Genomic DNA, 22,052 nt, shown 5'->3' on the forward strand with positions numbered 1-22,052 from the left:
GACATCATAAAAAGGTATGGAGGGGGAATTTGAAGGATATGCACGCTCCCGGGCAGGCCAGCCGGCAGCAGCCGCAGTGCCAGCACTCATCGGGGTAGGCAACCGCAGGAGACCCGTCTCCGGGCTTGAGAATCAGCCCCGGGCAGCTCGCCACGCATTCTCCGCATTCCTGGCAGTGGCCGCAGTGCAGGCAGCGGGCCGCCTCTTCCCGGGCATCCTCTTCGGAAAAGCCCTTGTCCAGTTCCTCAAAGGCAAGCCATGTATCCTTCGCCGTATGCAGACAGGTGCTTCTGCGTACGGCTTTTTCATGATGCGTGATGTTGACGATTTCCTCAAAGGCAACCTCGTGCTGCGTTCCCTTGTGTTCAAGGTACTGCAGGCAGAGGCGGTCCTCCTCGTCAAGCCATGCGTCGACGGCGCATCCCGCTTCCTTTCCCGTAAGATAGGCATGCATCTCAAAAGCCGCCTGGCGGCCTTCGGCAATGGCCGCGGATACCAGCGAGGGGCCGCTGGAACATTCCCCCGCGGCAAAGATGCCCGGAACAGAAGAAGCTGCGAAGCGGGTTTTCACTCCGCCGCGCGGGGTTCTTTCCATCTGCGCACATTCGCCGCCATCCAGCAGGGAAAGATCCGCCATCAGGCCGCTGGCGCAGATCACGACATCGGCCTCCACACGCAGCTTGCCTTCGGGGAGAAATTCGGCATGCAGTCTGCCCGCCTCGTCAAAGCGGAAAGACGAAACGGCGTCCGCCGTCACCGCACGGACACGGCCGTTCTCACTTTCAATGGAAGCGGCGAGATAACCGGTGTGAAGAGCCACATCCTCATCATCCGCCTGAGCGACTTCGGCTGCGGGTACGCGCATGCACGCACGGTCTTCCAGGCATATCAGGCTGGTCTGCGCCGCGCCGAGCCTGCGTGCGGTGAAGGCGCTGTCGAAGGCCACGCCGCCCCCGCCCAGAATGACGACCTTCTTTCCTTCGAGGCTTTCGCGGTGCAGATTGGAATTCTTCAAAAACGATACCGCAGGCAGGGCATGTTCGATGCCGGGAATGGAAAGCATGCGCTCCTTCCGGTTGCCCACGGCCAGCAGGCAGGCATCATATCTTTCCCGCAGTTCGTCGAGGCTGATGTCGCGCCCGACTTCGGTATTGGTCAGAATCCTGACGCCGAGGTCGAGAATCACGCCCACTTCCCGGTCCACCACATCCTTGGGCAGGCGGAAATCGGGAATGGACTGACGAGGCACGCCCCCGGCCACGGGCGAAGCTTCAAACACGGTCACCTCATGTCCGAGCAGGGCGGAAATATACGCGCAGGCCAGGCCTGCGGGGCCTGCCCCCACCACGGCTATCTTCCTGCCGGTGGCGGGCAGAGGATTCAGCCTGCGGAGACGGGAAAAACCGGCATCCGAGGCATGACGTTCCAGCGCGCGGATGGAAAGAGCCTCGTCGTAGCACTTGCGGTTGCACGCTTCCTCGCAGGGATGAGGACAGACGCGGCCCGTCACCCCCGGGAAAGGATTGACGGCGCGCAGGATACACAGAGCGCGGGCGGCATCGCCTTCGGCAATGGCCTTTTCCATTTTCTGAATCGGATTACCCAGGGGGCAGGCGTTCTCACAGGGAGAAGTGCGGCCCTGCCCGAGGCGTCCGTCGTTACGGACATAAACCTTCTTGGTTTCTTTACTGAAAAAAGGAGGCATCTCCAGCTCCTTGAAAAATGAGAGGACAAATCCGCCCATCATCCGGCTGCGCTACGGCGCAGCTTCCGGCATGCCGCCGTAACTTCGGTACGGCAAAAAGGGCGTGGGCACGGAGCAGACGTGTATTTTCAGAAAAAGTCCGCCCCGTTCATTCCTGCGGGACAAGGGGCGTACGCCATTCGCAGTACGGCGCGCCCTCTTTGCAGAAGACCACGAGCAGCTTGTCGTCATAGGAATGATCGATGTCGGGATAATCGGAACGGCGGTAGACGAAACGGGTCTCCCTGCGTTCCAGGGAAGCCATGGTCGTGAGCATGCAGGTACGCAGCAGATGGAAGGATTCGTGCGCGCGCATGAGTTCGTGCAGATTGGCGGCCATGACCTCGTTCTTTTGGGACTCGATGAAGGCCAGCTTCTCAAGGGCGACATGCATGCCCTTGCCGCTGCGCACATAGCCCATGTAATAGTTCATGACCTGACGTATGGCGGCCTCGAACTTTTCCTGACGGATACCGTCTTCCGTATGCAGAGGGAGAAACACTCTCTCCTTTTCCTGCTGGATCTTCTCATCGTCCATATCGGCAAGAGCATAGCGGGAACAGGCCTCCACTGCGTGCGTTCCGGCAATATAGCCGCTGCAGATGGAGCCGGAGAAGTCGTGGAACATGCTGCCGCCGAACAGTCCGTTCACGGAGCGCGATTCAAAGTTGTCCTTCAGATACATGATGCCGTTGACGTAGAGCTCGGAAAGCTCCACTTCCATGGGCTTTGTGCTGAAGTCTATGCCCGCCTGAGCGCAGTAGTCGTTCCAGGTTTCCTTGTCGCCGGGCATGCTGTCGTACTGCAGATGGTGCAGAATATCCTTGTCGATATGGGTGAGATCGAGCACGAAGGGCGGGCCGTTGCCCTCGGACTGTTCCTGCGACGTTCCCCTCACCAGCAAACAGCGCGGACCCACTTCCATCATGGGGTGATATTTGGCCATATACCGTTCGCCCAGGGCGTTGATGCCTCTTGCGCCGCTGGAGGTGATGCCGTTCATGCCCGGGCATCCCCATCCCTTGGGGATGAGCGTGGCTTCCTGTTCGGTATCCAGCGTGATGATTTCCGCCCCGGCCTCGTAGCCCAGCGCTATCTGACTGCCGGTGATGAAGGGAGAAAAAGCCGAGTTGAAGGGATTGAGCGAGGAGTTCACCGATACACGTCCGGCAAGCCGCCCCAGTGCGAGCACTACCGCGCGGGCCCGGATCACATGAAAGGATCCGTCCAGAACATGGAAGCCCGCCGCACCTACGACACGCCCCTCGCTGACGAGCAGCCTGGTACACTGGAAGTATTCCAGAATATCCACGCCACGGCTGCGGACGAGTCCGCCCAGCCTGCGCTTGATGTACTTGCCGTTGTTGATATGGCTCCACCAGCTTCCGGGCTGTCCGAAACCGGTAGTCCTGTAAAAGCTGCCGTCGGGATTATGCAGAAATTCTATGCCCAGAGACTTGAGCATGGATATCATGCGGGGCATGGTATCCAGCCACTGCCTCACATGCGCGGGGGTGTACCCCGTCATGGGCGTGCAGTAGAAATCTATGGCGGTTTGCGCGTCGTCGCCCGGGGCGCCGCTGTTCAGAACGGCCATGAAATGATCATTGCCGCCGCCCAGCGAACCGCAGCTTTCCAGCTTGCCCTTGTCCGCCAGAAGCACGCGTACGCCCTTTCCTCCTGCGGCGAGCGCCGCTCCACAGCCGGATGCGCCTGCGCCGAGGACAAGCACGTCGGTCTCATGGGTGATGACCGCCATCTCTCCAGAATCGTGCATGAAAGACCTCCTTTCCACTTTCCGTATGATACGGTTATGGAACTTCTGGAGGCCGCGCAGTAGTGCATTTGCGTCATTTTTGCCCCTTTTTTCACTTTTTCGTCATCCATGAAAAAAGCAGGCCGGCATGCCTCTTCCGCAGCATGTGCAGAAACAAAAAAAGGGCCGCCCCTGAGGAACGGCCCCGTAACTATATGTATGGTTCTTCAGGAAGATTCCGCCATTTCGACAAGGCGGGCACGATCCAGAATTTCCATGTCATGCCGGGTGAATCTGCCGAGCACACCGCCTTCCCTGAGGCGGCACAGAATACGGGTCAGCGTCGTTCGGTGCATCCCCAGAAGCAGCGCCAGTTCCTGCTGCGTCATTTCCGGAGAAAATCTGGCTCTGCCGCCGTGGCGGTCGGAAAGTTCAAGAATGATCCTGCACACCTGCGCCACGGAATTGGAAAGGGAGGCTTCCGCCAGGCGCTGGGAATGAATGACCATGTGCACGCTCAGCGAGTGCACCAGATTGATCATCAGATCAGGATGCTGCGAGGCGAAGTCCTCATCCGAAAGCAGCGCCGAATCAAACAGGGCCACTTCGGCATCTTCCGTGCAGGTGACCAGCGTATTATCCTCGTCCCCCACAAGAACGGAAGGCACATTCATGAGCGTATCCGGCCCGGCGTACAGAATGGTACGCTCCTCGCCGTTCCTGCTGACATAGGAAAGCCGTATCTTGCCGGAAACGACGTAGTAAAAGTACGGTCTGCCGTCCGGCCCCGAAAGGCTCGTACGGATGTCGATGCTCTGCCCCTTGCGGATGCTTTTCCTCTGGGCAAGGTGAAGCACCCTTCTCCAGGGCGCATTGAGGCGGCCCACGGCCGAGCCCTTCATGAGCACATGATACGGTATGCCCGAATAGCGGGAATCTTCCATCAATGCCTCTCTTTTATGCGAGGCGACGTCTGCGGCGCACGTTTCCGACCCGGTCCCCACAGGCCGGATTCCCGGCCTGAAGAGCGCTCTCCCCTTCGCCTGCCGCAAGAATCGTCTGCTTCTATCTCGCCATACGGTAGATTTTCTCAATATCCTCCTCAAGAAGAGGACGCACCCCCCCCACGGGGCCTCCCACACCGCGGACGCACTTGGCCGCCATATCGCGGATTTCCTCCTCCGTGGGAGAAACGCCGAGCTCCGTCAGGCTCGTGGGCATATGTATGGCACGGAAGAAATTCTCCATGGCCTCAATGCCCTTTTCGGCCATTTCCTCGTGAGTACCGGCGCCGGAAACACCCATGACCTTCTGGGCGAAACGCGCAAAACGCGCGGCATCCTCCCTGTACACGTAGCGGGCCCAGCTTCCCCATACGGCCGCAAGCCCCGCGCCGTGGGCCACATCGAAAAGCCCGCTCAGCTCATGTTCTATCTTGTGGGAAGCCCAGTCCCCGCCGTCGGTACCGCAGCCCGTAAGACCGTTGTGCGAAAGGCTTCCCGCCCACATGATTTCGGCGCGGGCATCGTAGGAGGAGGGATCGTCCCGGAGAATGAGGGCATTCTTCATCACCGTGCGCAGCAGCGCTTCCGCAATGCCGTCGGTAATCTCCATGCCGCCCGTACGGTGGAAATAGCGTTCCATGGTATGGATGAGGATATCCACACAGCCGCAGGCCGTCTGATAGGCGGGCAACGTCATGGTGAGTTCGGGATTCATCACGGCAAAGCGGGGGCGGGAATACTCGCTGGTATAACCGCGTTTGATCCAGCCTTCCTCGTTGGTGATCACGCAGGAAGGACTCATTTCACTGCCTGCGGCCGCAATGGTCAGCACCACCCCCAGGGGGGCGCAGCCCTTTGCCTTGCGCTTTCGTTCGTAGAAGTCCCACACATCGCCCTCATCGGCCAGGCCGTATCCTATGGCCTTGGCGGAATCAATGACGCTGCCGCCTCCTACGGCGAGCACGAAATCGACCCCTTCCCTGCGGCCCAGAGCCACCCCTTCGCGCACAAGGGAAAGGCGGGGGTTGGGTACCACTCCCCCGAGCTCCACCCGGTAAAGGCCTTCCTTGTCCAGCGAGGCCCGTATTCTCCCCAGCAGGCCGGAGCGTTCCACACTGCCGCCGCCGTAGTGCAGCAGCACCCGGCTGCCGCCGGACTCGCGCACCAGGCGACCGCATTCTTCTTCCACTCCCCTGCCGAAAACCACTCTGGTGGGAGTATTGTAGACAAAGTTATTCATGAGCTTCTCCTTTCCGCTGAAAACGCATCTGCCGACACAGGAAAAACCCGCCCCGGTGGGGAAACATCTCCGGGACGTCCCCCTTCGGCAGGAAGCAGAATAATATACAGCCGCCTGAAGCAGTCTGCCTCAGGCTCACGGCATCCGGCCTTGCCGTGAACATAGCGGCAAAAACGCCCGATATCCGCAGCTTTTGCGCCCCCCCTTCCGCCCGAAGAACCGGCAGACGGAGCAAGAATTTTCCGCTCAGGCCGCACCTTTCCGCCGGGAAAAGACAGAGAAGGCCCCTTAAGCTCGAAGCCGCCGGCCGTCCGACAGGTTCGGAAAAAACGGCAAAAAAAGGGTCGTCTGAAACAAACGACCCTTTTTCCTTGTCATCCTCATGCTTTCCCTGCGGCCGACGGGCGGCCCGGGGCATCAGGCAAGATCCATGATCTTCTTGCGTTCGTCACCGGGCAGAATGCCGCGCTTGCTTTCCCGCACGAAGTTGATGAATTCCACGATTTCGGGCAGATGGCCGTATTCCGCCTCAAGCTGCATGAGCGCATCGGGGCGGGGAATGCCGGAGTACCACGTCATCCGGTAGGCCTGCTTGAAGCCGGAAAGCAGCTCCATGGAAGCCTTGGCGCGGCGCAGGCCCACAATGTTGGGCGACTGCACCGTGGCTCTGTTGCCCACGGCGAGCATCCACGGCGGCAGATCCTGCGCAAGCCCGGACATGCCGCCCACAAAGGCATGCTTGCCCACGCGCACGAACTGATGCACGGCGGAAAGTCCGCCGATGATGGCGTTGTCGTCCACAAAGCAGTGACCGGCAAGCGTGGCGTTGTTGGACATGACGATGTTATTCATGACCGTGCAGTCATGCGCCACATGAACATAGGCCATGAGCAGGTTGTTGTCGCCCACACGGGTAACGCCGCCGCCCGCTTCCGTACCGCGGTGCAGCGTGGTGAATTCCCGGATATTGTTCCTGTTGCCGATGACGAGGCTGCTCACCTCGCCATGGAATTTCAGATCCTGAGGTTCTCCGCCCACGGCGGCATAGGAATAGATATGGTTGTCCTCCCCCATGGTGGTGTACCGCTTGACGGAGGCGAAGGCATCGATGCGCGTACGCGCGCCGATGACCACATCATCTTCAATGACGGCGCAGGGGCCGACGATCACGTCGTCGCCGAGCTGAGCCGTAGGTGCCACAAACGCACTCGGATGGATCTGAGGTGCTGCCATATCAGAAGGACTCCCTGGGAAGAACAGATGCGGTGAGCCGCGCTTCGGCAACGACGTTGCCGTCCACATAGGCCTTGGTATCCATCTTCCAGAGCTGCATTCTATGCGTCAGATTGGTGCATTCCATGACCAGCTTGTCTCCGGGACGGACGGGCGAACGGAAGCGCGCCTTTTCGATGCCGGTGAACAGATAGATCTGGTCGGGGCGTTCCTTGAACTCGGGGAAGCTGTGCGCCACGAGGATGATCCCGGTCTGGGCCATGGCTTCGATGATCAGAACGCCGGGCATGACGGGCACGCCCGGAAAATGCCCCTGGAAGAAAGGTTCATTGAACGTAAGGTTCTTGTAGGCGCGGATATGGTCGCTGGGCACCAGCTCGTCCACGCGATCCACCAGAAGGAAAGGATAGCGATGGGGCAGGATGCTCAGGATTTCCTTGATGCCGAGGGAAATGGACTCGCTCATGGTGTGTTGCCTTTTAACGGTTTATAGTGAGGCTCTGCCGCGCCGCGTTCCCCCGCCGTGAGATACGAACGGCGGGGCGGCGGCAGCCGGCGGCTTCGCCGCCGGAGCCGTATCAACGATGATGCATCATGGACATCCAGCGGTTCCACATGGCCACAAGGGAACGATCCGTCTTGTCGCTGGCCATGGGCTTGTGGCCCATTTCCTTCTCAAGCCTGGCCACCCGCTTGAAGAGCTCGGGCAGCTTGGGCATGAGCGTGGCGTTACGCAGATAGGTATTATAGTCCATGGTGGGAGAACCGCCGACCACCTGCCCTTCGGAAATATCCTTGGCAACGCCGGCCTGCGGTCCGATGGTGGAATTGTTGCCGATGTGCAGGTGCCCGGAAATACCGGCCTGCCCGGCCATGGTTACGTTGTCGCCTACGTGCGTGGAACCGGAAATGCCCACCTGGGAAACGATGAGGCAGTCTTTTCCGATATGCACGTTGTGCCCCACCATGACCAGGTTGTCGATGCAGGTGCCGTCGCCCACGAGCGTGGCGCTCAGGGCCGCACGGTCGATGGTGGCGTTGGCGCCGATTTCCACATGGTCGCCGAGTTCCACATGCCCGATCTGCGGCACCTTTCTGATGCCTTCCGAAGTCCGCACGAAACCGAAGCCCTCACCGCCCAGCACGGCCCCCGGCTGAAGCACGCAGGCCTTGCCGAGTTTCGTTCCGGCCATGAGCACGGCGCGGGGGTACAGGATGCAGCCATCTCCCAGCTCGCAATCCTCTCCGATATAGCAGCCGGGAAAAATGACGCAGCCCTTGCCGAGCACGGTACGCGGGCCGATGTAGCAGAACGGATAAACGGTGCAATCCTCGCCAAGCACAGCCTCGGGATGGATGCAGGCCATGTGGCTTATCCCCGTGAAGCTGCCCTGAGGCTTGACGAACAGCGTCAGAGCCTGCGCGAACATGGGATAGGGGTTATCCGTGACAAGCGCGCGCTCAACGTCGTTCTCATGTTCGGGCCGCACGATGACGGCCCCCGCTTTGGTGGTGGACAGTTGTGAAACGTACTTGGGGTTGGCCAGAAAGCTCAGTTCCGTAGGACCGGCCTCTTCCAGCGTGTTGATCCCGGTGATGACGATGTCGTCCTCGGGATTCTTCAGCGCCAGGCGCACCCCGAGCTTTTCCGCGATTTCGGAAAGCTTGAACGAAGGATTGGGCATTCAGGGCTCCTTTGTTATTTTGCGGAGCTGAGATTGAACTTGCCGCCTTTGGACTTCCAGACCTTGTTGACTTCCTCGATCAGGCCGCTCGTCACGTCATTGGCCTGAACATAGAACATGACGACGGAAGCGTCGATGATCATGTCGTAGCCGTTCTTCTTGGCATAGTTTTCGCAGGCCGTGCGCAGCACATCGTTCATCTGAGAGTTGATGGCCTGCTGTACGCGGGAAAGACGCTGAGTGTAGGCGGTACCCTTGGTTTCCAGCTCCTGGGCCATCTTCTGGATCTTCTGAGCGCGTTCGTTGCGGGCCTTTTCCGAAAGGGCGGCAGCCTGCTTGCGCAGATCTTCAGCCTGCTTGTTCAGGTCGGCATTCTGCTTTTCCAGCTGTTCACGTTCCTTGCCGAACATGGAGGTCAGCTGCTTTTCGGCTTCCTTGCCGGGATCGCTCTGAGCGGAAAGGCGCAGGGGATTGGCGACGCCTATCTTACCCGCGGCCTGAGCCTGGGAAGGCAGGATGACGGCGGAGCAGAAAAAGGCCACAGCCAGCGCAATGACAGTGCGACGAAGCATAATAAAACTCCTTAATAAGGAAAAAGTAGCAACATAGGCACGCCTCAACAAGGCGGCGGACATCGGCAAAGATTACCCTTGAGGGCATGAGGGCGTCAAGAATGATTTAAGCCCCCGCCCGTACCTTCACCCGCCCGGACGTGCATAAGAAAAAAGGAAGCCGAACGGGAAAAACAGCGTCGTGCTGCCTGTTTCCCGTCACAAAAAAGCAAGCTGCTCCAGTGCAAGGCGCGCGCTTTCCGCAGGCGCAAGACCGTAGGCAGGCACGCTCACCGTGGCGTAACGGCGGTAAAGCTCCTCCCTTTCACGGAAAAGCTCCTCCAGTGTCTGGCCGGGCGCTATGGCCAGCCCTCTGTCGGGGTTGCGGGCGATGCGTTCAAGAATGATCTTCATGGGTACGTCGAGGTAGACGACGGGGCCGAGAGAGGCAAGGTGCTTCATGGAGCTTTCCCGGTACACCACGCTGCCGCCCGTGGCTATGACGGTGCGGCAGAGACGCAGGCGGCCCACGATCTCCGCCTCCATATCAATGAAGGCTTCCTTGCTCATGGCATCGGCCACGCTCTGAAGGGGCGCGGCATAGGCCGCCTCGATGATATGGTCGCTGTCCACAAAGGCCCAGCCCAGCGAACGGGCCACCATGCGGCCCACCGTGGTCTTGCCCGCTCCGGCCATGCCTATAAACGTAATGCAGCCCGATTCGGGCACATGGAGCTGAGAAGGAGCATCCTTCCGCTCAGACAAAGCTGCTGTCATATGGTTCCTTCCGGGCAGAGCCCGTCTCTCCAGCGCGGGGAGCGCTGTTTTCATGAGCTTAACCATACGCCGCGCGCGGAAGGAATGCAAACGGCTTTATGAAGAGAAAAAGGCGCGGGAACATGCTTCCCGCGCCCTGCAGGGGACAGCCGCACGGCGCGGCCTCCGTCAGTCCTTCTTTCCCATGGAGGAAATGGCCACGCCGAAAAGCGCGAGCCCTACGCAGGCCACCTGCGGCACATTGAGCCTTTCTCCCAGAAGGACATAGGCGAAAATCAGCGTGAAAACGGGAATGAGATTGCCGAACAGCGACACGATGCCCGCTTCCAGATACTTGAGGGAGAAGTTGAGCATAAGATACGCCAGAATGCCCACACCCACGCCCATATAAAGGAGTCCGGCCAGCGCAGGCATGGTGACGGACTCAGGCATGGGGGCGGAAAGAAGCGCAGGGAAAAAGGCGAGGCTCCCGCCTATGGCCTGAATGGCGGAAATACTCAGGAAGGAATAGCGGCGGGAAATGAAGCGCACGCACACGGCATAACCACTGGAGGAAAGCACCGCGCCGAACATGAGCAGATTCCCCAGCAGAGGATTGGAGGCCTTGGCGTCGCCTTCCGCAAAATACGAGGAACCTGCCACGCCGATCACCGCAAGAATGATGGCCACAATGGTGCGCCCGGTGAGCTTTTCCTTCAGGAATATCCACGCGGCCACGGCCGTGCAGAGGGGGAAGCACGCCGCGATGACGCCGCCCTGGGAAGCCGTGGTGAACTTCATGGAGAAGGTTTCGCACAAAAAGAAAAGACACGGTTCGAACATGACGAGAAGCAGCAGATACTTCCAGTCGCCCTTCTGGTAGGGAAGATGTCGCCATTTGGGCAGAAGCGCCAGATAGAACAGCGCGGCAAAACCCACGCGGGCGAACACCACATGCAGAACGGCGAACGACTCGAACGCATATTTCATGGCAATCATGCCGCCGCCCCACAGGGCATAGCAGCACACCAGCAGCAACATGATGATTCTCGGCGAAAAAGACATGGACAACCTCCAGAGCAATCTGGGGGCATCCTACACGCCTGCCGAAATATTTCTGGCGCATATGCAACAATTTTCCGATTCTTCCCTTTGAAGGATCCCTCCGCAGCACTCTCCACAAAAACGGTGCCTGGAAGCCCGTGTCCATGCCGGCAAAGGTTCCGGCCTCTCTTGCCGCGGGCCCCATACCGTAAGCGGCGCGCCTTCCGCTCCACCGGACGGATTAAAAGAAAGAAGCCCGCCGGAGGGCGGGCTTCTTTGGTCGCGAAAATCGGAGGATTAACGCTTGGAGTACTGGTAACGGGCGCGGGCAGCGGCCAGACCGTACTTCTTACGTTCCTTCTTACGGGCATCGCGGGTCAGGAAGCCGGCATGCTTCAGAACGCCGCGCAGAGCGGGATCGGCCTGGAGCAGAGCACGGGAAATGCCGAGGCGGACAGCTTCGGCCTGACCGGAAATGCCGCCGCCGCACACGTTGACCTTGATGTCATACTGTTCGGCGAGCTTGGTGAGGGCAAGAGGCTGACGGACGATCATCTGCAGGGTCTTGCGGGGGAAATACTGATCCATGGGGCGGCCGTTGACTTCAATCTGACCGGAACCAGGATAAAGGCGGGTACGGGCGATGGCGGTCTTGCGGCGGCCGGTACCATAATCAAAAGAGGTAGACATGGCGTGGCTCCTACTTCTCAAAGGTCAGCGGCTTGGGGGCCTGAGCAGCGTGGGGATGTTCGGCGCCCACATAAATCTTCAGTTTCTTCAGCATGGCGCGGCCAAGACGGTTCTTGGGCAGCATGCCGCGAACGGCCTTGCGGAGCACTTCTTCAGGCTTGGTGGCCAGCAGCTTTTCAAGGCTGACTTCCTTGAGGCCGCCAACCCAGCCGGAGTGGCTGTAGTAGAACTTGTCGTGCATCTTGGTGCCGGTCACGCGGATCTTTTCGCAGTTGACCACGACGATGAAGTCGCCGTTGTCCATGTGAGGGGCGAATTCAGGCTTGTGCTTGCCGCGCAGACGATGGGCGATCTGGGTGGCGAGGCGGCCAAGAATCTGATCTTCGGCGTCAACCAGATACCACTGGCGGTCGATGTCGGCCGGGGTCGGGCTGAAAGTTTTCATGAAAATATCTCCTGTCCCGCAGGAAGCGGAACCGCATGAGTGTGCCGTTGAAGAGGCGTAGTCACAAAAAGGCTTCCCGGCCCGGAAGGGCGAAGAAGCGCATTCCTCGTTACATTCGTTCTTTTTCGAAGGGAAACCGGAGACGTTTCGCCCGCAACGGGGAGCCGGCAAAGCGCACCTTGGGAGCGGCTACCAGACCGCCGTTCCCTTGCCAGAACATTCGAAAGAAGGTATTTGCCATAAAACGGAAGATTAAGCAAGTGAGGAATCGGCCATGCGGAGCATAAGAAAAAGCCTTCTTCAGTTCATTTTCTCGGGCGCGAACATGCGGCGCTGGAACGACAAGCTCCGGCCCGTGGAACTTTTCGAACTGGACAAGCAGGGCCACAAGATGATCGCGGCCTTCCTGCTCTGGCAGCAGAATGCGGAACATCTTTCGGAAGAAGAACACCGCCGCATGGGAATAGACATCATCGAGGGCGGTATTTTCGATTATTTCTACAGGCTTATCATTACCGACATCAAGCCCCCCGTCTTCTACCGCATCAAGGCCAACAAGGAACACTACGCCGAACTCACCGCCTGGGCTCTGAAGGAACTCGAGCCGCGCATACGTCCTCTGGACGAAGATTTCTGGCAGAGACTCGTGCGCTATCATCAGCGCCCCGCCGAAGAGACAAACCGCCTTTCCGACCGCATTCTGAGCGCCGCGCACATGTATGCCTCACGCTGGGAGTTTGCTCTCATCGAGCCCCTCAACGGCTTCGATGAGGAAATCAAGGAAATAGGCCCTTCCTTCAACAAGAGGCTCCTGGCCTTGAAGGATGTGGAAGGCGTGAACGAGCTGCTCGCCGGTTCCGGCACGGCCCTTGCGCGCATGGCCAACCTCTGCGGGCAGCTTCGCTTTCAGATACGCTGGGCGCAGACGCCGCGCGTGCCCGCCACCTCCGTTCTGGGGCACATGTTCATCGTGGCCGTGTATTCCTATCTGTTCAGCCTGTATCTGGACGGCTGCGAACAGCGCCGCATCAACGACTTCTACTGCGGTCTTTTCCACGACCTTGCGGAACTGCTCACGCGCGATATCATCACTCCGGTCAAGCGCTCCGTGGCCCAGCTGCCGGAGATCATCCATCAGTATGAGGATGAGGAACTTCACAGCAAAATACTCGATCCGCTGGAACAGGAAGGCTACGGCCATATCCGCGAAAGACTGGACTACTATCTGGGCCTCGCCACGAAGTCGGAATTCAACGATACCTGCCGCGAAGGCGGAACCATTCTGAAGCAGGACGGCTTTCTTGCCCTGCAGGAAAACTTCAACCGCAATGAATGCGATCCCAAGGACGGAGAGCTCATCAAGGTCTGCGATACTCTGGCCGCCTTCATCGAAGCCTACAGCTCCATCCACAACGGGCTGGGTTCCCCCCACCTTTACGAGGCCATGGCCCGCATGAGGCGCGAATGCAGCAATAAAAGGCTCGGCTCCTTCAGCATGGCTCCGCTTCTGGCCGACTTCGACTGATCATCTCCGGCATAAAGCACCGACGAAAACGCCCTGCCCTGAAAACGGCGCGGGAAGCTCTGCGGAAAAACTGCGGAGGACGAACGATTGCGGCAATGAAGCATCCGCACATGGGAAACAGTCCCCGGTCTGCCGATCCTGCCGCCCGGTGAAAACTCCGCAAGGCGCAGGCGCCCTTCTGCCCCAACCGCAACGAATGCCCTCTCCCCCCTCTTTACGAAGAGGCCTTTCCTGCGTATATTAACAGCGCTTCAAGTATGAAGCTCAAGCCGGTCTTTCTGACCCATGTCAGCAAAGGCCTCCGCAAGGGGGCGCATTGGTTTCGACGGGGATGCTGGAAGCCATGGTTGCAGGTCGAGGCGCCGCTGGCCTCGTAAAAAGCGGCAACAAAGTAATTGCCAACAACGATTACGAATACGCCTACGCTGCGTAAGCGGCGGGGCACCCTGACGGCATAGACCGTCACGCCGAAGCGGCCGACGCCCGATACGTCGCCGAGGCGCCAATCCATCGGGCTGGCGCACGTCTGCTCCTTCCGGGGCGTGCGTGAGATCTTACGGCGGGATAACCGACGGATGCCCGTCTGCGGGCAAATCCTGAGGCGAAAAGCCATACGCAGACTATACCTGTAGAGGCCTTGCGTGGACCTTTCTCGGACGGGAGTTCGACTCTCCCCGCCTCCACCAAAAAGTCGACATCCCCGCAGGACGGGGCATCTTCATCATGCTCTCCATGGCGTAACCGTAACGTTCCCATGGAGAGCATTTTTTATTCCTTCACCAGAGCGGACTCCCCCCTCATAGAAAATCCATCCCTCTGCACAGGCCGGCAACGACGCAGGAGAAATCCTTTCCGTTATACGTCGTACATGGAAAATATTTTCCCGCAGTCGAGGCAGCGCAGCAGCTGTTTCTTCCTTTCCGGCTTCGGCGGCTTCCGCCTGAAAATCTTCACGGCCATCCACGTCCAGAAATAGTGCCTGTCCAGGGAAATCAGATTTTCCGAAGAACAACGCGGGCAGCGCATGGGCATATCCTCCTCTGGAAACATACGTTTCCTTTACCGGTCTCCCGGCAGAAAACTCCGGGCTTTTCCGGCAACGCAGGCAAAAAATAACGGTAACAAGGCAACGCGTCAAAAAGCCTGGGAACGGTGTCCCTGTCGAACTTCGCAGGCCGCGGAAACCTCATCTTCGCGGCCAGAGCATTCAAAAGATGCACGGAAAGAAACAGAACCGCCTTTTTTCTCGACCTTTTGCCGCATCTCTGGCATGATTATCCTTATGGTCCCCTGCCGGAGGCCACGCCGCATTGCTCCGGCGCAGGATCCGGCAGGTACGGCGACAAGTTCGAACGCAGGAAGCAGCGAATCCGGCAAAGACAACGCTTCCCCAACCGGCCGCGGCCATGCACGGAAGGGTAATGCTCCCGGCATGGACAAGCCGAACTTCGCCAGGATCAGACGGAAGCTTTCCGGCAACAGCCGAGCATCGCTTTCACCGGAACTTTTCCGAGAAACAGCCCCTTCATCCGCATCGGGCAATTTCTTCGGACAACGGGCACAACAACATGCTCCGGCATCATCCCGGCAGGAGGATACCATGAAATTCTTCACCAAAAGCCGCTACGCCCTGCGCGTGATGATAGAACTTACCCGGCATCACGAGCAGGGAAATACGCCGCTCCGGGATATTGCAGCGTCCCAGAACATCAGCCTGAAATACCTTGAACGGGTCATGACGCCTCTGTGCCGCGCAGGCCTTGTGAAAGGCGAACGGGGAAGCCAGGGCGGCTATCGCCTGGCACTTCCGCCGGAACGATGCACGGCAGGCGATATTCTCCGCGCCGTGGAAGGAAACCTCGCCCCGGTGGACTGCCTCGCCCCGGACGGGATTCCGTGTGATTTTCAGAAACAGTGCGCCTCCGTACACTTCTGGAGCGGACTCGGCGCATGCATGGAGCGCTATGCCGACAGCGTGACGCTGCGCGACCTTGCAACGGAACGCCGTGTCTGCGTACGACCGGCGGAAGAACCGGCGTCAGTCGAATGACACTCCCCGCTTCTCCAGTTCCTTGACCTTGCGGAAAATGGTGCTGCGATCCACGTTCAGTTCCCGGGCGACATTGGCGATATTGCCGTATTTCTGCATGGCAGCCCTGAGCACTACGCCTTCCACATCCTTCATGATGTCCTTGTAGCTTCGCCCGTCGAACACGATGGGGGAAGTCTCGTCGCCTTCCGCGCCGTACCCGGGCATGGATGCGGCAAACGGCAGATGCGAAGGCCCGATGACTTCGTCCGGGCAGAGAACCGCAAGGCCCTGCACCATGTTCTTGAGCTCGCGCACGTTGCCCGGCCACGAATAATGGAGCATGAGCTTTTCCGCCTCGGGGGAAAAGGAAAGTCTTCTCCCGTACTTATGGGAATAAAAATCAAGAAAGACCTGCGCCATGGGCAGTATGTCGTCCCGCCTCGCACGCAGCGGCGGCACTTCCAGCACCGCAATCTTCAGACGATAATAAAGGTCGCTGCGGAACTCCCCTTCGGCCACAGCCTTTTCCAGATTTCTGTTGGTGGCCGCAATAACGCGCACGTCCAGCTTCTTCGGCGTGGTGGAACCTACGCGAAGAACCTCGCCGTCCTGCAGAAAACGCAGAAGCCGCGTCTGCATGGCAAGGGGCAGTTCTCCTATTTCGTCGAGAAACACCGTACCCGTGGAAGCGGCTTCGATAAGGCCCACCTTGCCGTTCTTGTTCGCGCCGGAAAACGTGCCCCCCACATAGCCGAACAGCTCCGTTTCGATGAGCTGCGGCGATATGCTGCCGCAATCCACCTTGATGAAGGGCCGCTCCGCTCTTCCGCTTTCACTGTGAATACGGCGTGCCAGCACGTCCTTGCCTACGCCCGTCTCACCCATGATGAGTACCGGCGCATCCGTTTGTGCAATGACCGATATCCTGCCGCGCAGGCGCGTCATGGCCGGACTGTAAACGATTTCCGGCATACGGCTTTCCTGCTTGGGAGAATTGCTGAGCTTGGAGAAGACCTCCAGAAGTTCCTTCTGAAAGGCCACCTTGCCCCGCAGATCCTGAAGCCGGCTTTCATCCCGCATGAGGGTGACACAGAAGGCCACATGCCCGTTATGATCGAAAAGAGGATGCCCCTCCAGCACAAGGCGACGCCCGTTGGCAAGAGTCTGCACACGGGTCACCGTTTTTCCCGTACGGAGCACTTCGGGGTTGAGCACCACGTCGAAAACGCCCTTCCCCAGAAATTCCAGCACGTTATGTCCCATCATACTGTCATGCGGAACACCGGTGAGTTCTTCGTGCATGGCGTTGACGAAAAGCACGATCCCCTGCGTATCCGTAACGCAGACACCGTCGCTGAAAACATCCAGAAGCTGATCGATGTGATTCTGCAGCATGGTCCGCCCCCGTGCTGTTGAAATTCTTTTTCTTATAGTCAAATCCGGCAGGCTTGGCAATCAACGACGGCCATGGACGCACATCCCCTCCCCGGTTACCGGAAACGACGGAAACAGCGCAGGCCGGGCGGTACCCCTTCTGCCGCGTTCCTGCGGTCCCGGTCAAGAGAAGACTTCCCCAAATTCCCGGAATCCGCCCTGCCCCTTCCATGAAGCCTCTCTCCTGAAAAATCCTGCGCACGCGGAACCGGCGGAACCCCTTGAAAATATTCCCGCGGTGGAAGGCGGCGGAAAAAGCTCCGGCAAGGCACCATGCGGCCGGACTTCCCCTTGGCGGACGGAGGCCTTAAACCGTGACGGGGTTCACCGCAATGCGGTGAACCCCGTCATCATCGAGAAATATGGCGCTGCCGTCATGGACAAGCCCCTCGGAACTCGGGGCAGACCCGGAACGTATGGCTGTAAAAAACGTTTTTACAGCAGGCTGCATACGCATCCTTTCGCCCGTACCCGGGCTTTGCTCTTGTGTTCCGGGCGGGCGCGGCGGTACAGGACGGCCGCTTTTTTCAAAAAACCGTTATGCGCGCCCTTCCCTTTCCGCAAGGAAGGCATCCACGTCTGCGGCAGTGGGAATGCCGTCCCAGCCGTGACCGTTGCGGCAGAGCAGCGTGGAAGTGGCGGAAGCACGACGCGCGGCTTCCAGAACGCCGTAGCCCTGCGCGAGACTCGCGGCCATGGCGCCGTGGAACACGTCGCCCGCGCCCGTGCTGTCGGTGACCGGCACATCGGGGAAGGTGGGCACGCGGCTGATGACGCCGTCAATATTCCACAGCGAGCCTTCCACGCCCTGAGTGGCGGCCACAACGCCCTTGCAGATACGGCCAAGCTCGGTCAGCGCTTCCATGGTATCGTCGATGCCAAGCATCTTCTTCATGCCGAGATCGGCGCAGATGACGTAATCGGCCCTCTTTACGCAGGCAAGGTACCTCGGATCGTCGGAAACGACGTCCACGTCGAGCAGCACCTTGATGCCCCGCTTTTCTGCTTCGTCCATGACGTGGGGCATGACGGGCAGCCAGCGCATGTCGCTCAGAATGAGGGTATCGGAATCCAGCGTATCCACGGGCAGGGATTCGGCTCCGGCGTCCATGGCCGGATCGGTATAGGCGAGAATCTGGCGATCACCCGAGGGGTCCACCATGATGCAGGCGGAGGAAGTGCGGGAATTGGGGCAGATGACCATGCCGGAAACATCCACACCCTTGCTCGCCAGCAGATCCTTAAGCCACAGGCCCTCGGCATCGTCGCCGACACGGCCCCAGAAGGCAGTCTTCACACCGAGGCGGGAAGCCGCGATGGCCGCGGTGGGCGCAGGGCCGCCGCCGCGCATGGTCAGGCTGGTCGTGCCCACCTTCTGGGGGCGGCTCATCAGTTCGGATACCTGATAGACTCGATCAAGGAACAGGTTGCCGATGCAGACAATATTCATATTCAGGCTCTCATGGGCAACGAGCGGTGCTCCGCCCGTCTGTGGAGGAAAAAGGACTCCCGGCCGGAAGCCTCCGGCCGGGAAGGAAAAGCTTTATTCGCCCTGCAGCAGATGTTCGGGCAGGGAGTTGCCGCTGACGGTACAGTCGGCCACACGGCCGGCGGAACCGAACAGCTCCATGTAGTGGGCGGCGAGAGCGCGCACGCCTTCGCGGCCGTCTTCCAGAAGGGCCAGCAGATCGCAGTCGGGTTCCACGGCGAGGCGTTCGCGGATGTGCTTCACGGCGGCGCACTTCAGCGCGGTGTTGATGTTGATCTTGCGCAGACCGTTGCGGGTGGCGGTGCGGATGGCGTCTTCGGTCACGCCGGAAGCGCCGTGCAGCACCAGCGGCACGCCGATGGCGCTCAGGCGGCGCAGCAGATCCTGATCGAGATCCATGGAGCTGGTCTTCATGCCGTGGATGGAGCCGAGGGAAACGGCCAGGAAGTCGACGCCGGTACGTTCGGCGAATTCGGCGGCCTGATCGGGATCGGTGTACATGATGTCGGCACGGCTGCCGCCGGGCATGGGCACTTCACCCACTTCACCTTCGGCGCTCGCGCCGTAGTCGTGGGCCATCTGCACCATTTCCTTCGTCATGCGGATGTTCTCTTCAAAGGACAGGGAAGAGCCGTCGAACATCACGGAAGAAGCGCCGAGACGCAGAGCCTTGCGGATGAGGCCGAGATCGCGGGCATGGTCGATGTGCAGGGCGAAACGGCCGTTGCTCTGTTCCATGGCGGAGAAGCACAGAGCCATGATGTTCTCCATGCCGATGTGCTTGTAGGCCTGGGCGCCCAGAGCGAGAATGGCGGGGGCCTTCATTTCTTCAGCGGCCTTCACCACGCCGCCGAGGGTGGTGTAGTTGTGCACGTTGAAGTGACCGATGCACCAGTCTTTGGCGGGGTCGAGGGCAAGGAGTTCGTTCATTGTATAAAAGGGCATGGGGAACCTCGCAGAGATGTGAAAAGGTGGAAGGAATACGACGGGAGGGGCGGGAACATGCCGTGCTTCCGCCCCGGCCCTGCTTTACCAGCTGAAACGGTGCATGGTGTGCGTGGTGCGGGTTTCACCGGCCTTGAGCACAATGGAGGGGAAGGAAGGCTGGTTCGGCGCGTCGGGGAAGAACTGGGTTTCCAGGCACAGGGAGTTGAAGGCCTGATAGACCACGCCGTCCTTGCCTTCCCAGTGACGCAGGCTCAGCTTGGAGCCGTTGTAGAACTGAATGCCGGGCAGATCGGTGGACACCGTCATGGTACGGCCGGAAACGGGATCGCGCAGTTCCGCGGCGAGGGTGAGCCCGGCTTCGGAGGAAGGCGTGCCGTTCAGCACATAGTTCACGTCGATCATGCGGTCGGGCAGGCCGGGCAGAGCCATCTGATCGCCGATGCGCTTCATGGAGGTGAAGTCGTAGGCGGGGTCCTTGGCCACGGGGCGGATTTCACCGGTGGGGATCATGTTGCTCTGCACGGGGGTGTAGGCATCGGCATACAGGCGCAGTTCGTGACCTTCGATGCTGGGAGAATCGTGGCCCGCAAGGTTGTAGTAGTTATGGTTGGCGAGATTGACGATGGTGTCCTGCTCCTTGGCGGTGGCGGTGAAGTTCATGGCCACGCCGTTGTCTTCATCGAGGCTGATTTCGGCCACGACGTCGAGTTCGCCGGGGTAGCCCTGTTCGCCGTCTTCAGAGGTTCTGCGCAGAACGACGCGGGAAACGCCGTCCTTTTCTTCCGCTTCGGACGTCCACACATACTTGTCGAAGCCGCGGAGACCGCCGTGCAGATGCTGACCGGTGGGGCCTTCGTTGCAGGGCAGATGATAGGTCTTGCCGTTCAGAGTGAATTCGCCGTTATGGATGCGGTTGGCCACACGACCGGCGAGAATGCCGTAGCAGGGATGACCGTAGAGGTACTGGGCGAGATTGTCGAAGCCCAGGATCACGTCGGCGGAACCGGTCTTGCCCGGCACCACGAGGCGGCGCATGATGCAGCCGTAATCGAGCACTTCCACTTCCATGCCGTTCTTGTTGGAAAGCACGGTGGCTTTGATATCCTGATTCCAGAATCTGCCGAAAGGTTTGACGCTGACAGCCATGATGATTCTCCACAAAAGAAGGGTAACAGAGAAAAAAAAGGGTCGGCAGGCAACCGGCCTCCCGTCCGCGGGCGCGGATGCGCCTTTTCATGACGGTTTTGTCCAAACGCCTCACCCGCTGGGGCGCTTGGAGAAAGCCTCATGCAGGCCGGGGGACAAAATCCCCCGGCCGAAAAACTCACAAGACTACTTCAGAGCGTCGAAGGAAGCACGACGGTTCTGTTCGAACTTGGAAGCATTGGCGATGGCCGCATCGAGTTCCTTCAGGAATTCAGCGCCGCCTTCGGTTTCATTCAGATACATTTCACGCAGGGGCTTCACCACTTCGATGAACTGGGCCTTTTCTTCAGCAGTGGGGAAGTAGGTCTGACCGCCGGCCTTGGCAAAGGCAGCGTAAGCGGGACGTTCCATATCCATCTGCACGCCGTTTTCCACAATACCCATCAGCTTGAAGCCGTCGATGAGGGCATCCTGGAATTCCTTGGGCAGGCTCTTGAAGTAGCTGGCGTTCATGAACCAGGCGGAGAACATGAAGTTGTGGCCGTCGAGGGTCATGTACTTGGCCTTTTCATGCAGACGCACGGCGGTGAGGTCGGTGATGGAGTTCAGGGTGCCGTCCACCACGCCCTTGCTCAGAGCGTCATACACTTCCATGAAGGGGATGGGGGTGGGGGAAGCGCCGTTCAGACGAACCTGTTCCTGCTGCACCTTGTTTTCCACGGTACGGAGCTTGAGGCCCTTCAGGTCGGCGGGGCTCTTCACGGGATGCTTGGCGTTGGCGTAGTTTCTCCAGCCGGCGCTGTTGGAAAGGCTCATCATGAGGAGCTTGCCGTCGGTGTTCTTGTAGATGAGTTCACGCAGCTTGTCTTCGAAGGGGCCGGAGAGCACGTTCTGAGCCACGGTTTCGGAAGGCATGATGTAGGGAATATCCAGAGCGGCGATGGGAGGATACACCACGGCGATGCCGCCGGCGGTGGCGGGGTAGATGTGCACCACGCCGGCTTCCAGGGCCTGGAAGCATTCGATGGGATTGCCGCAGAGCTGGGCGCCGGCATAGATGTCGATCTGCAGTTCGCCGCCGGTACGGTTTTCCACATACTGCTTCAGGAACAGGGTGGAGGCATGCTCGGCGGTTCCTTCATTGGAAAGGAAGTCGAGGTTCAGCACGGTCTTGGCTTCGGCGGCGCAGGCCAGGCCAAGTACGAGGGACAGGGAGACGACGGACTTCACAAAGCCTTTCATAGGGATATCCTTTCGTTAAAGGTTTATGTGCCGTGGACGGCCGCGCTAAGCGGCCGCATCCTACGCGGATTCGGGGCTGATCCGGCCC

Annotated in this window: 21 protein-coding genes and 1 other RNA gene; 3 read left to right on the plus strand and 19 right to left on the minus strand. The window is 59.6% G+C overall.

Annotated features, from left to right (window positions below; translation table 11 throughout):
• Nucleotides 1-4: 4 nt before the first annotated feature.
• The 12 genes from CZ345_RS15325 to rplM all read right to left on the minus strand — a co-directional run bounded on the left by CZ345_RS15325 (nucleotide 5) and on the right by rplM (nucleotide 12,148).
• Nucleotides 5-1,705 (minus strand): FAD-dependent oxidoreductase, encoded by a 1,701-nt coding sequence (locus CZ345_RS15325; protein WP_077073923.1) that lies wholly within the window; start codon nucleotides 1,703-1,705, stop codon nucleotides 5-7.
• A 148-nt stretch (nucleotides 1,706-1,853) separates the two neighbouring features.
• The gene (locus CZ345_RS15330; RefSeq protein ID WP_077073924.1) at nucleotides 1,854-3,521 is read right to left on the minus strand and encodes an FAD-binding protein; all 1,668 of its coding nucleotides are present in this window, start codon (nucleotides 3,519-3,521) and stop codon (nucleotides 1,854-1,856) included.
• Nucleotides 3,522-3,727: 206 nt separating this feature from the next.
• Nucleotides 3,728-4,444: a Crp/Fnr family transcriptional regulator gene (locus tag CZ345_RS15335; protein WP_077073925.1), complete on the minus strand. Its 717-nt coding sequence runs from the start codon at nucleotides 4,442-4,444 to the stop codon at nucleotides 3,728-3,730.
• Nucleotides 4,445-4,565: 121 nt separating this feature from the next.
• Nucleotides 4,566-5,744, minus strand: coding sequence for an iron-containing alcohol dehydrogenase (locus CZ345_RS15340; RefSeq protein WP_077073926.1), 1,179 nt, complete (start codon nucleotides 5,742-5,744; stop codon nucleotides 4,566-4,568).
• A gap of 417 nt (nucleotides 5,745-6,161) precedes the next feature.
• Nucleotides 6,162-6,977 (minus strand): acyl-ACP--UDP-N-acetylglucosamine O-acyltransferase, encoded by an 816-nt coding sequence (gene lpxA, locus CZ345_RS15350; RefSeq protein WP_077073928.1) that lies wholly within the window; start codon nucleotides 6,975-6,977, stop codon nucleotides 6,162-6,164.
• A gap of 1 nt (nucleotide 6,978) precedes the next feature.
• Complete coding sequence (gene fabZ, locus CZ345_RS15355) at nucleotides 6,979-7,443, minus strand: 3-hydroxyacyl-ACP dehydratase FabZ (RefSeq protein ID WP_077073929.1); 465 nt, start codon at nucleotides 7,441-7,443, stop codon at nucleotides 6,979-6,981.
• Between the two features lie 112 nt (nucleotides 7,444-7,555).
• The gene (gene lpxD, locus CZ345_RS15360; protein WP_077073930.1) at nucleotides 7,556-8,662 is read right to left on the minus strand and encodes a UDP-3-O-(3-hydroxymyristoyl)glucosamine N-acyltransferase; all 1,107 of its coding nucleotides are present in this window, start codon (nucleotides 8,660-8,662) and stop codon (nucleotides 7,556-7,558) included.
• Nucleotides 8,663-8,676: 14 nt separating this feature from the next.
• Nucleotides 8,677-9,234, minus strand: coding sequence for an OmpH/Skp family outer membrane protein (locus CZ345_RS15365; protein ID WP_077073931.1), 558 nt, complete (start codon nucleotides 9,232-9,234; stop codon nucleotides 8,677-8,679).
• A gap of 198 nt (nucleotides 9,235-9,432) precedes the next feature.
• Nucleotides 9,433-9,990 carry a homoserine kinase gene (thrB, locus tag CZ345_RS15370; protein WP_077073932.1) on the minus strand — a complete coding sequence of 186 codons (558 nt, stop codon included), beginning with the start codon at nucleotides 9,988-9,990 and terminating at the stop codon, nucleotides 9,433-9,435.
• Between the two features lie 168 nt (nucleotides 9,991-10,158).
• Nucleotides 10,159-11,034 carry a DMT family transporter gene (locus CZ345_RS15375; RefSeq protein ID WP_077073933.1) on the minus strand — a complete coding sequence of 292 codons (876 nt, stop codon included), beginning with the start codon at nucleotides 11,032-11,034 and terminating at the stop codon, nucleotides 10,159-10,161.
• A 276-nt stretch (nucleotides 11,035-11,310) separates the two neighbouring features.
• Nucleotides 11,311-11,703 (minus strand): 30S ribosomal protein S9, encoded by a 393-nt coding sequence (rpsI, locus tag CZ345_RS15380; RefSeq protein ID WP_077073934.1) that lies wholly within the window; start codon nucleotides 11,701-11,703, stop codon nucleotides 11,311-11,313.
• Between the two features lie 10 nt (nucleotides 11,704-11,713).
• Nucleotides 11,714-12,148, minus strand: coding sequence for a 50S ribosomal protein L13 (gene rplM / locus CZ345_RS15385; protein WP_077073935.1), 435 nt, complete (start codon nucleotides 12,146-12,148; stop codon nucleotides 11,714-11,716).
• 274 nt (nucleotides 12,149-12,422) lie between these two features.
• Between rplM and CZ345_RS15390 the strand changes: the two genes are divergently transcribed.
• Both CZ345_RS15390 and ssrA read left to right on the plus strand, forming a co-directional pair.
• Complete coding sequence (locus CZ345_RS15390; protein WP_077073936.1) at nucleotides 12,423-13,673, plus strand: HD domain-containing protein; 1,251 nt, start codon at nucleotides 12,423-12,425, stop codon at nucleotides 13,671-13,673.
• Between the two features lie 307 nt (nucleotides 13,674-13,980).
• Nucleotides 13,981-14,359, plus strand: a transfer-messenger RNA (tmRNA) gene (ssrA, locus tag CZ345_RS15395).
• A gap of 169 nt (nucleotides 14,360-14,528) precedes the next feature.
• Here the strand turns inward: ssrA and CZ345_RS16935 are convergent.
• Together CZ345_RS16935 and CZ345_RS16785 are read right to left on the minus strand one after the other, a co-directional pair.
• Nucleotides 14,529-14,705 carry a hypothetical protein gene (locus CZ345_RS16935; protein WP_154674819.1) on the minus strand — a complete coding sequence of 59 codons (177 nt, stop codon included), beginning with the start codon at nucleotides 14,703-14,705 and terminating at the stop codon, nucleotides 14,529-14,531.
• A 102-nt stretch (nucleotides 14,706-14,807) separates the two neighbouring features.
• Complete coding sequence (locus CZ345_RS16785) at nucleotides 14,808-15,290, minus strand: hypothetical protein (protein WP_144277390.1); 483 nt, start codon at nucleotides 15,288-15,290, stop codon at nucleotides 14,808-14,810.
• Between CZ345_RS16785 and CZ345_RS15405 the strand changes: the two genes are divergently transcribed.
• Nucleotides 15,274-15,723, plus strand: a complete 450-nt coding sequence (locus tag CZ345_RS15405) for an RrF2 family transcriptional regulator (protein WP_077073938.1) — start codon at nucleotides 15,274-15,276, stop codon at nucleotides 15,721-15,723. The two genes, CZ345_RS16785 and CZ345_RS15405, sit on opposite strands and share 17 nt — an antisense overlap.
• Here the strand turns inward: CZ345_RS15405 and CZ345_RS15410 are convergent.
• From CZ345_RS15410 to dctP, 5 genes are all read right to left on the minus strand, one after another.
• Nucleotides 15,712-17,100 (minus strand): sigma-54 interaction domain-containing protein, encoded by a 1,389-nt coding sequence (locus tag CZ345_RS15410; protein ID WP_077073939.1) that lies wholly within the window; start codon nucleotides 17,098-17,100, stop codon nucleotides 15,712-15,714. The two genes, CZ345_RS15405 and CZ345_RS15410, sit on opposite strands and share 12 nt — an antisense overlap.
• A gap of 577 nt (nucleotides 17,101-17,677) precedes the next feature.
• On the minus strand, nucleotides 17,678-18,589 hold the full coding sequence (locus CZ345_RS15415; RefSeq protein WP_077073940.1) for a carbohydrate kinase family protein: 912 nt from the start codon (nucleotides 18,587-18,589) through the stop codon (nucleotides 17,678-17,680).
• A gap of 93 nt (nucleotides 18,590-18,682) precedes the next feature.
• Nucleotides 18,683-19,573 carry a class II fructose-bisphosphate aldolase gene (locus tag CZ345_RS15420; protein ID WP_077073941.1) on the minus strand — a complete coding sequence of 297 codons (891 nt, stop codon included), beginning with the start codon at nucleotides 19,571-19,573 and terminating at the stop codon, nucleotides 18,683-18,685.
• An 84-nt stretch (nucleotides 19,574-19,657) separates the two neighbouring features.
• Entirely contained in the window at nucleotides 19,658-20,722 is a 1,065-nt protein-coding gene (locus tag CZ345_RS15425) for an aldose epimerase family protein (RefSeq protein WP_077073942.1), read from the minus strand.
• 186 nt (nucleotides 20,723-20,908) lie between these two features.
• The gene (gene dctP, locus CZ345_RS15430) at nucleotides 20,909-21,964 is read right to left on the minus strand and encodes a TRAP transporter substrate-binding protein DctP (RefSeq protein WP_077073943.1); all 1,056 of its coding nucleotides are present in this window, start codon (nucleotides 21,962-21,964) and stop codon (nucleotides 20,909-20,911) included.
• Nucleotides 21,965-22,052: the final 88 nt, after the last annotated feature.

Origin of the sequence: Mailhella massiliensis (genome assembly GCF_900155525.1) — a bacterium.
GTDB classification, from domain to species: Bacteria; Desulfobacterota; Desulfovibrionia; order Desulfovibrionales; family Desulfovibrionaceae; genus Mailhella; species Mailhella massiliensis.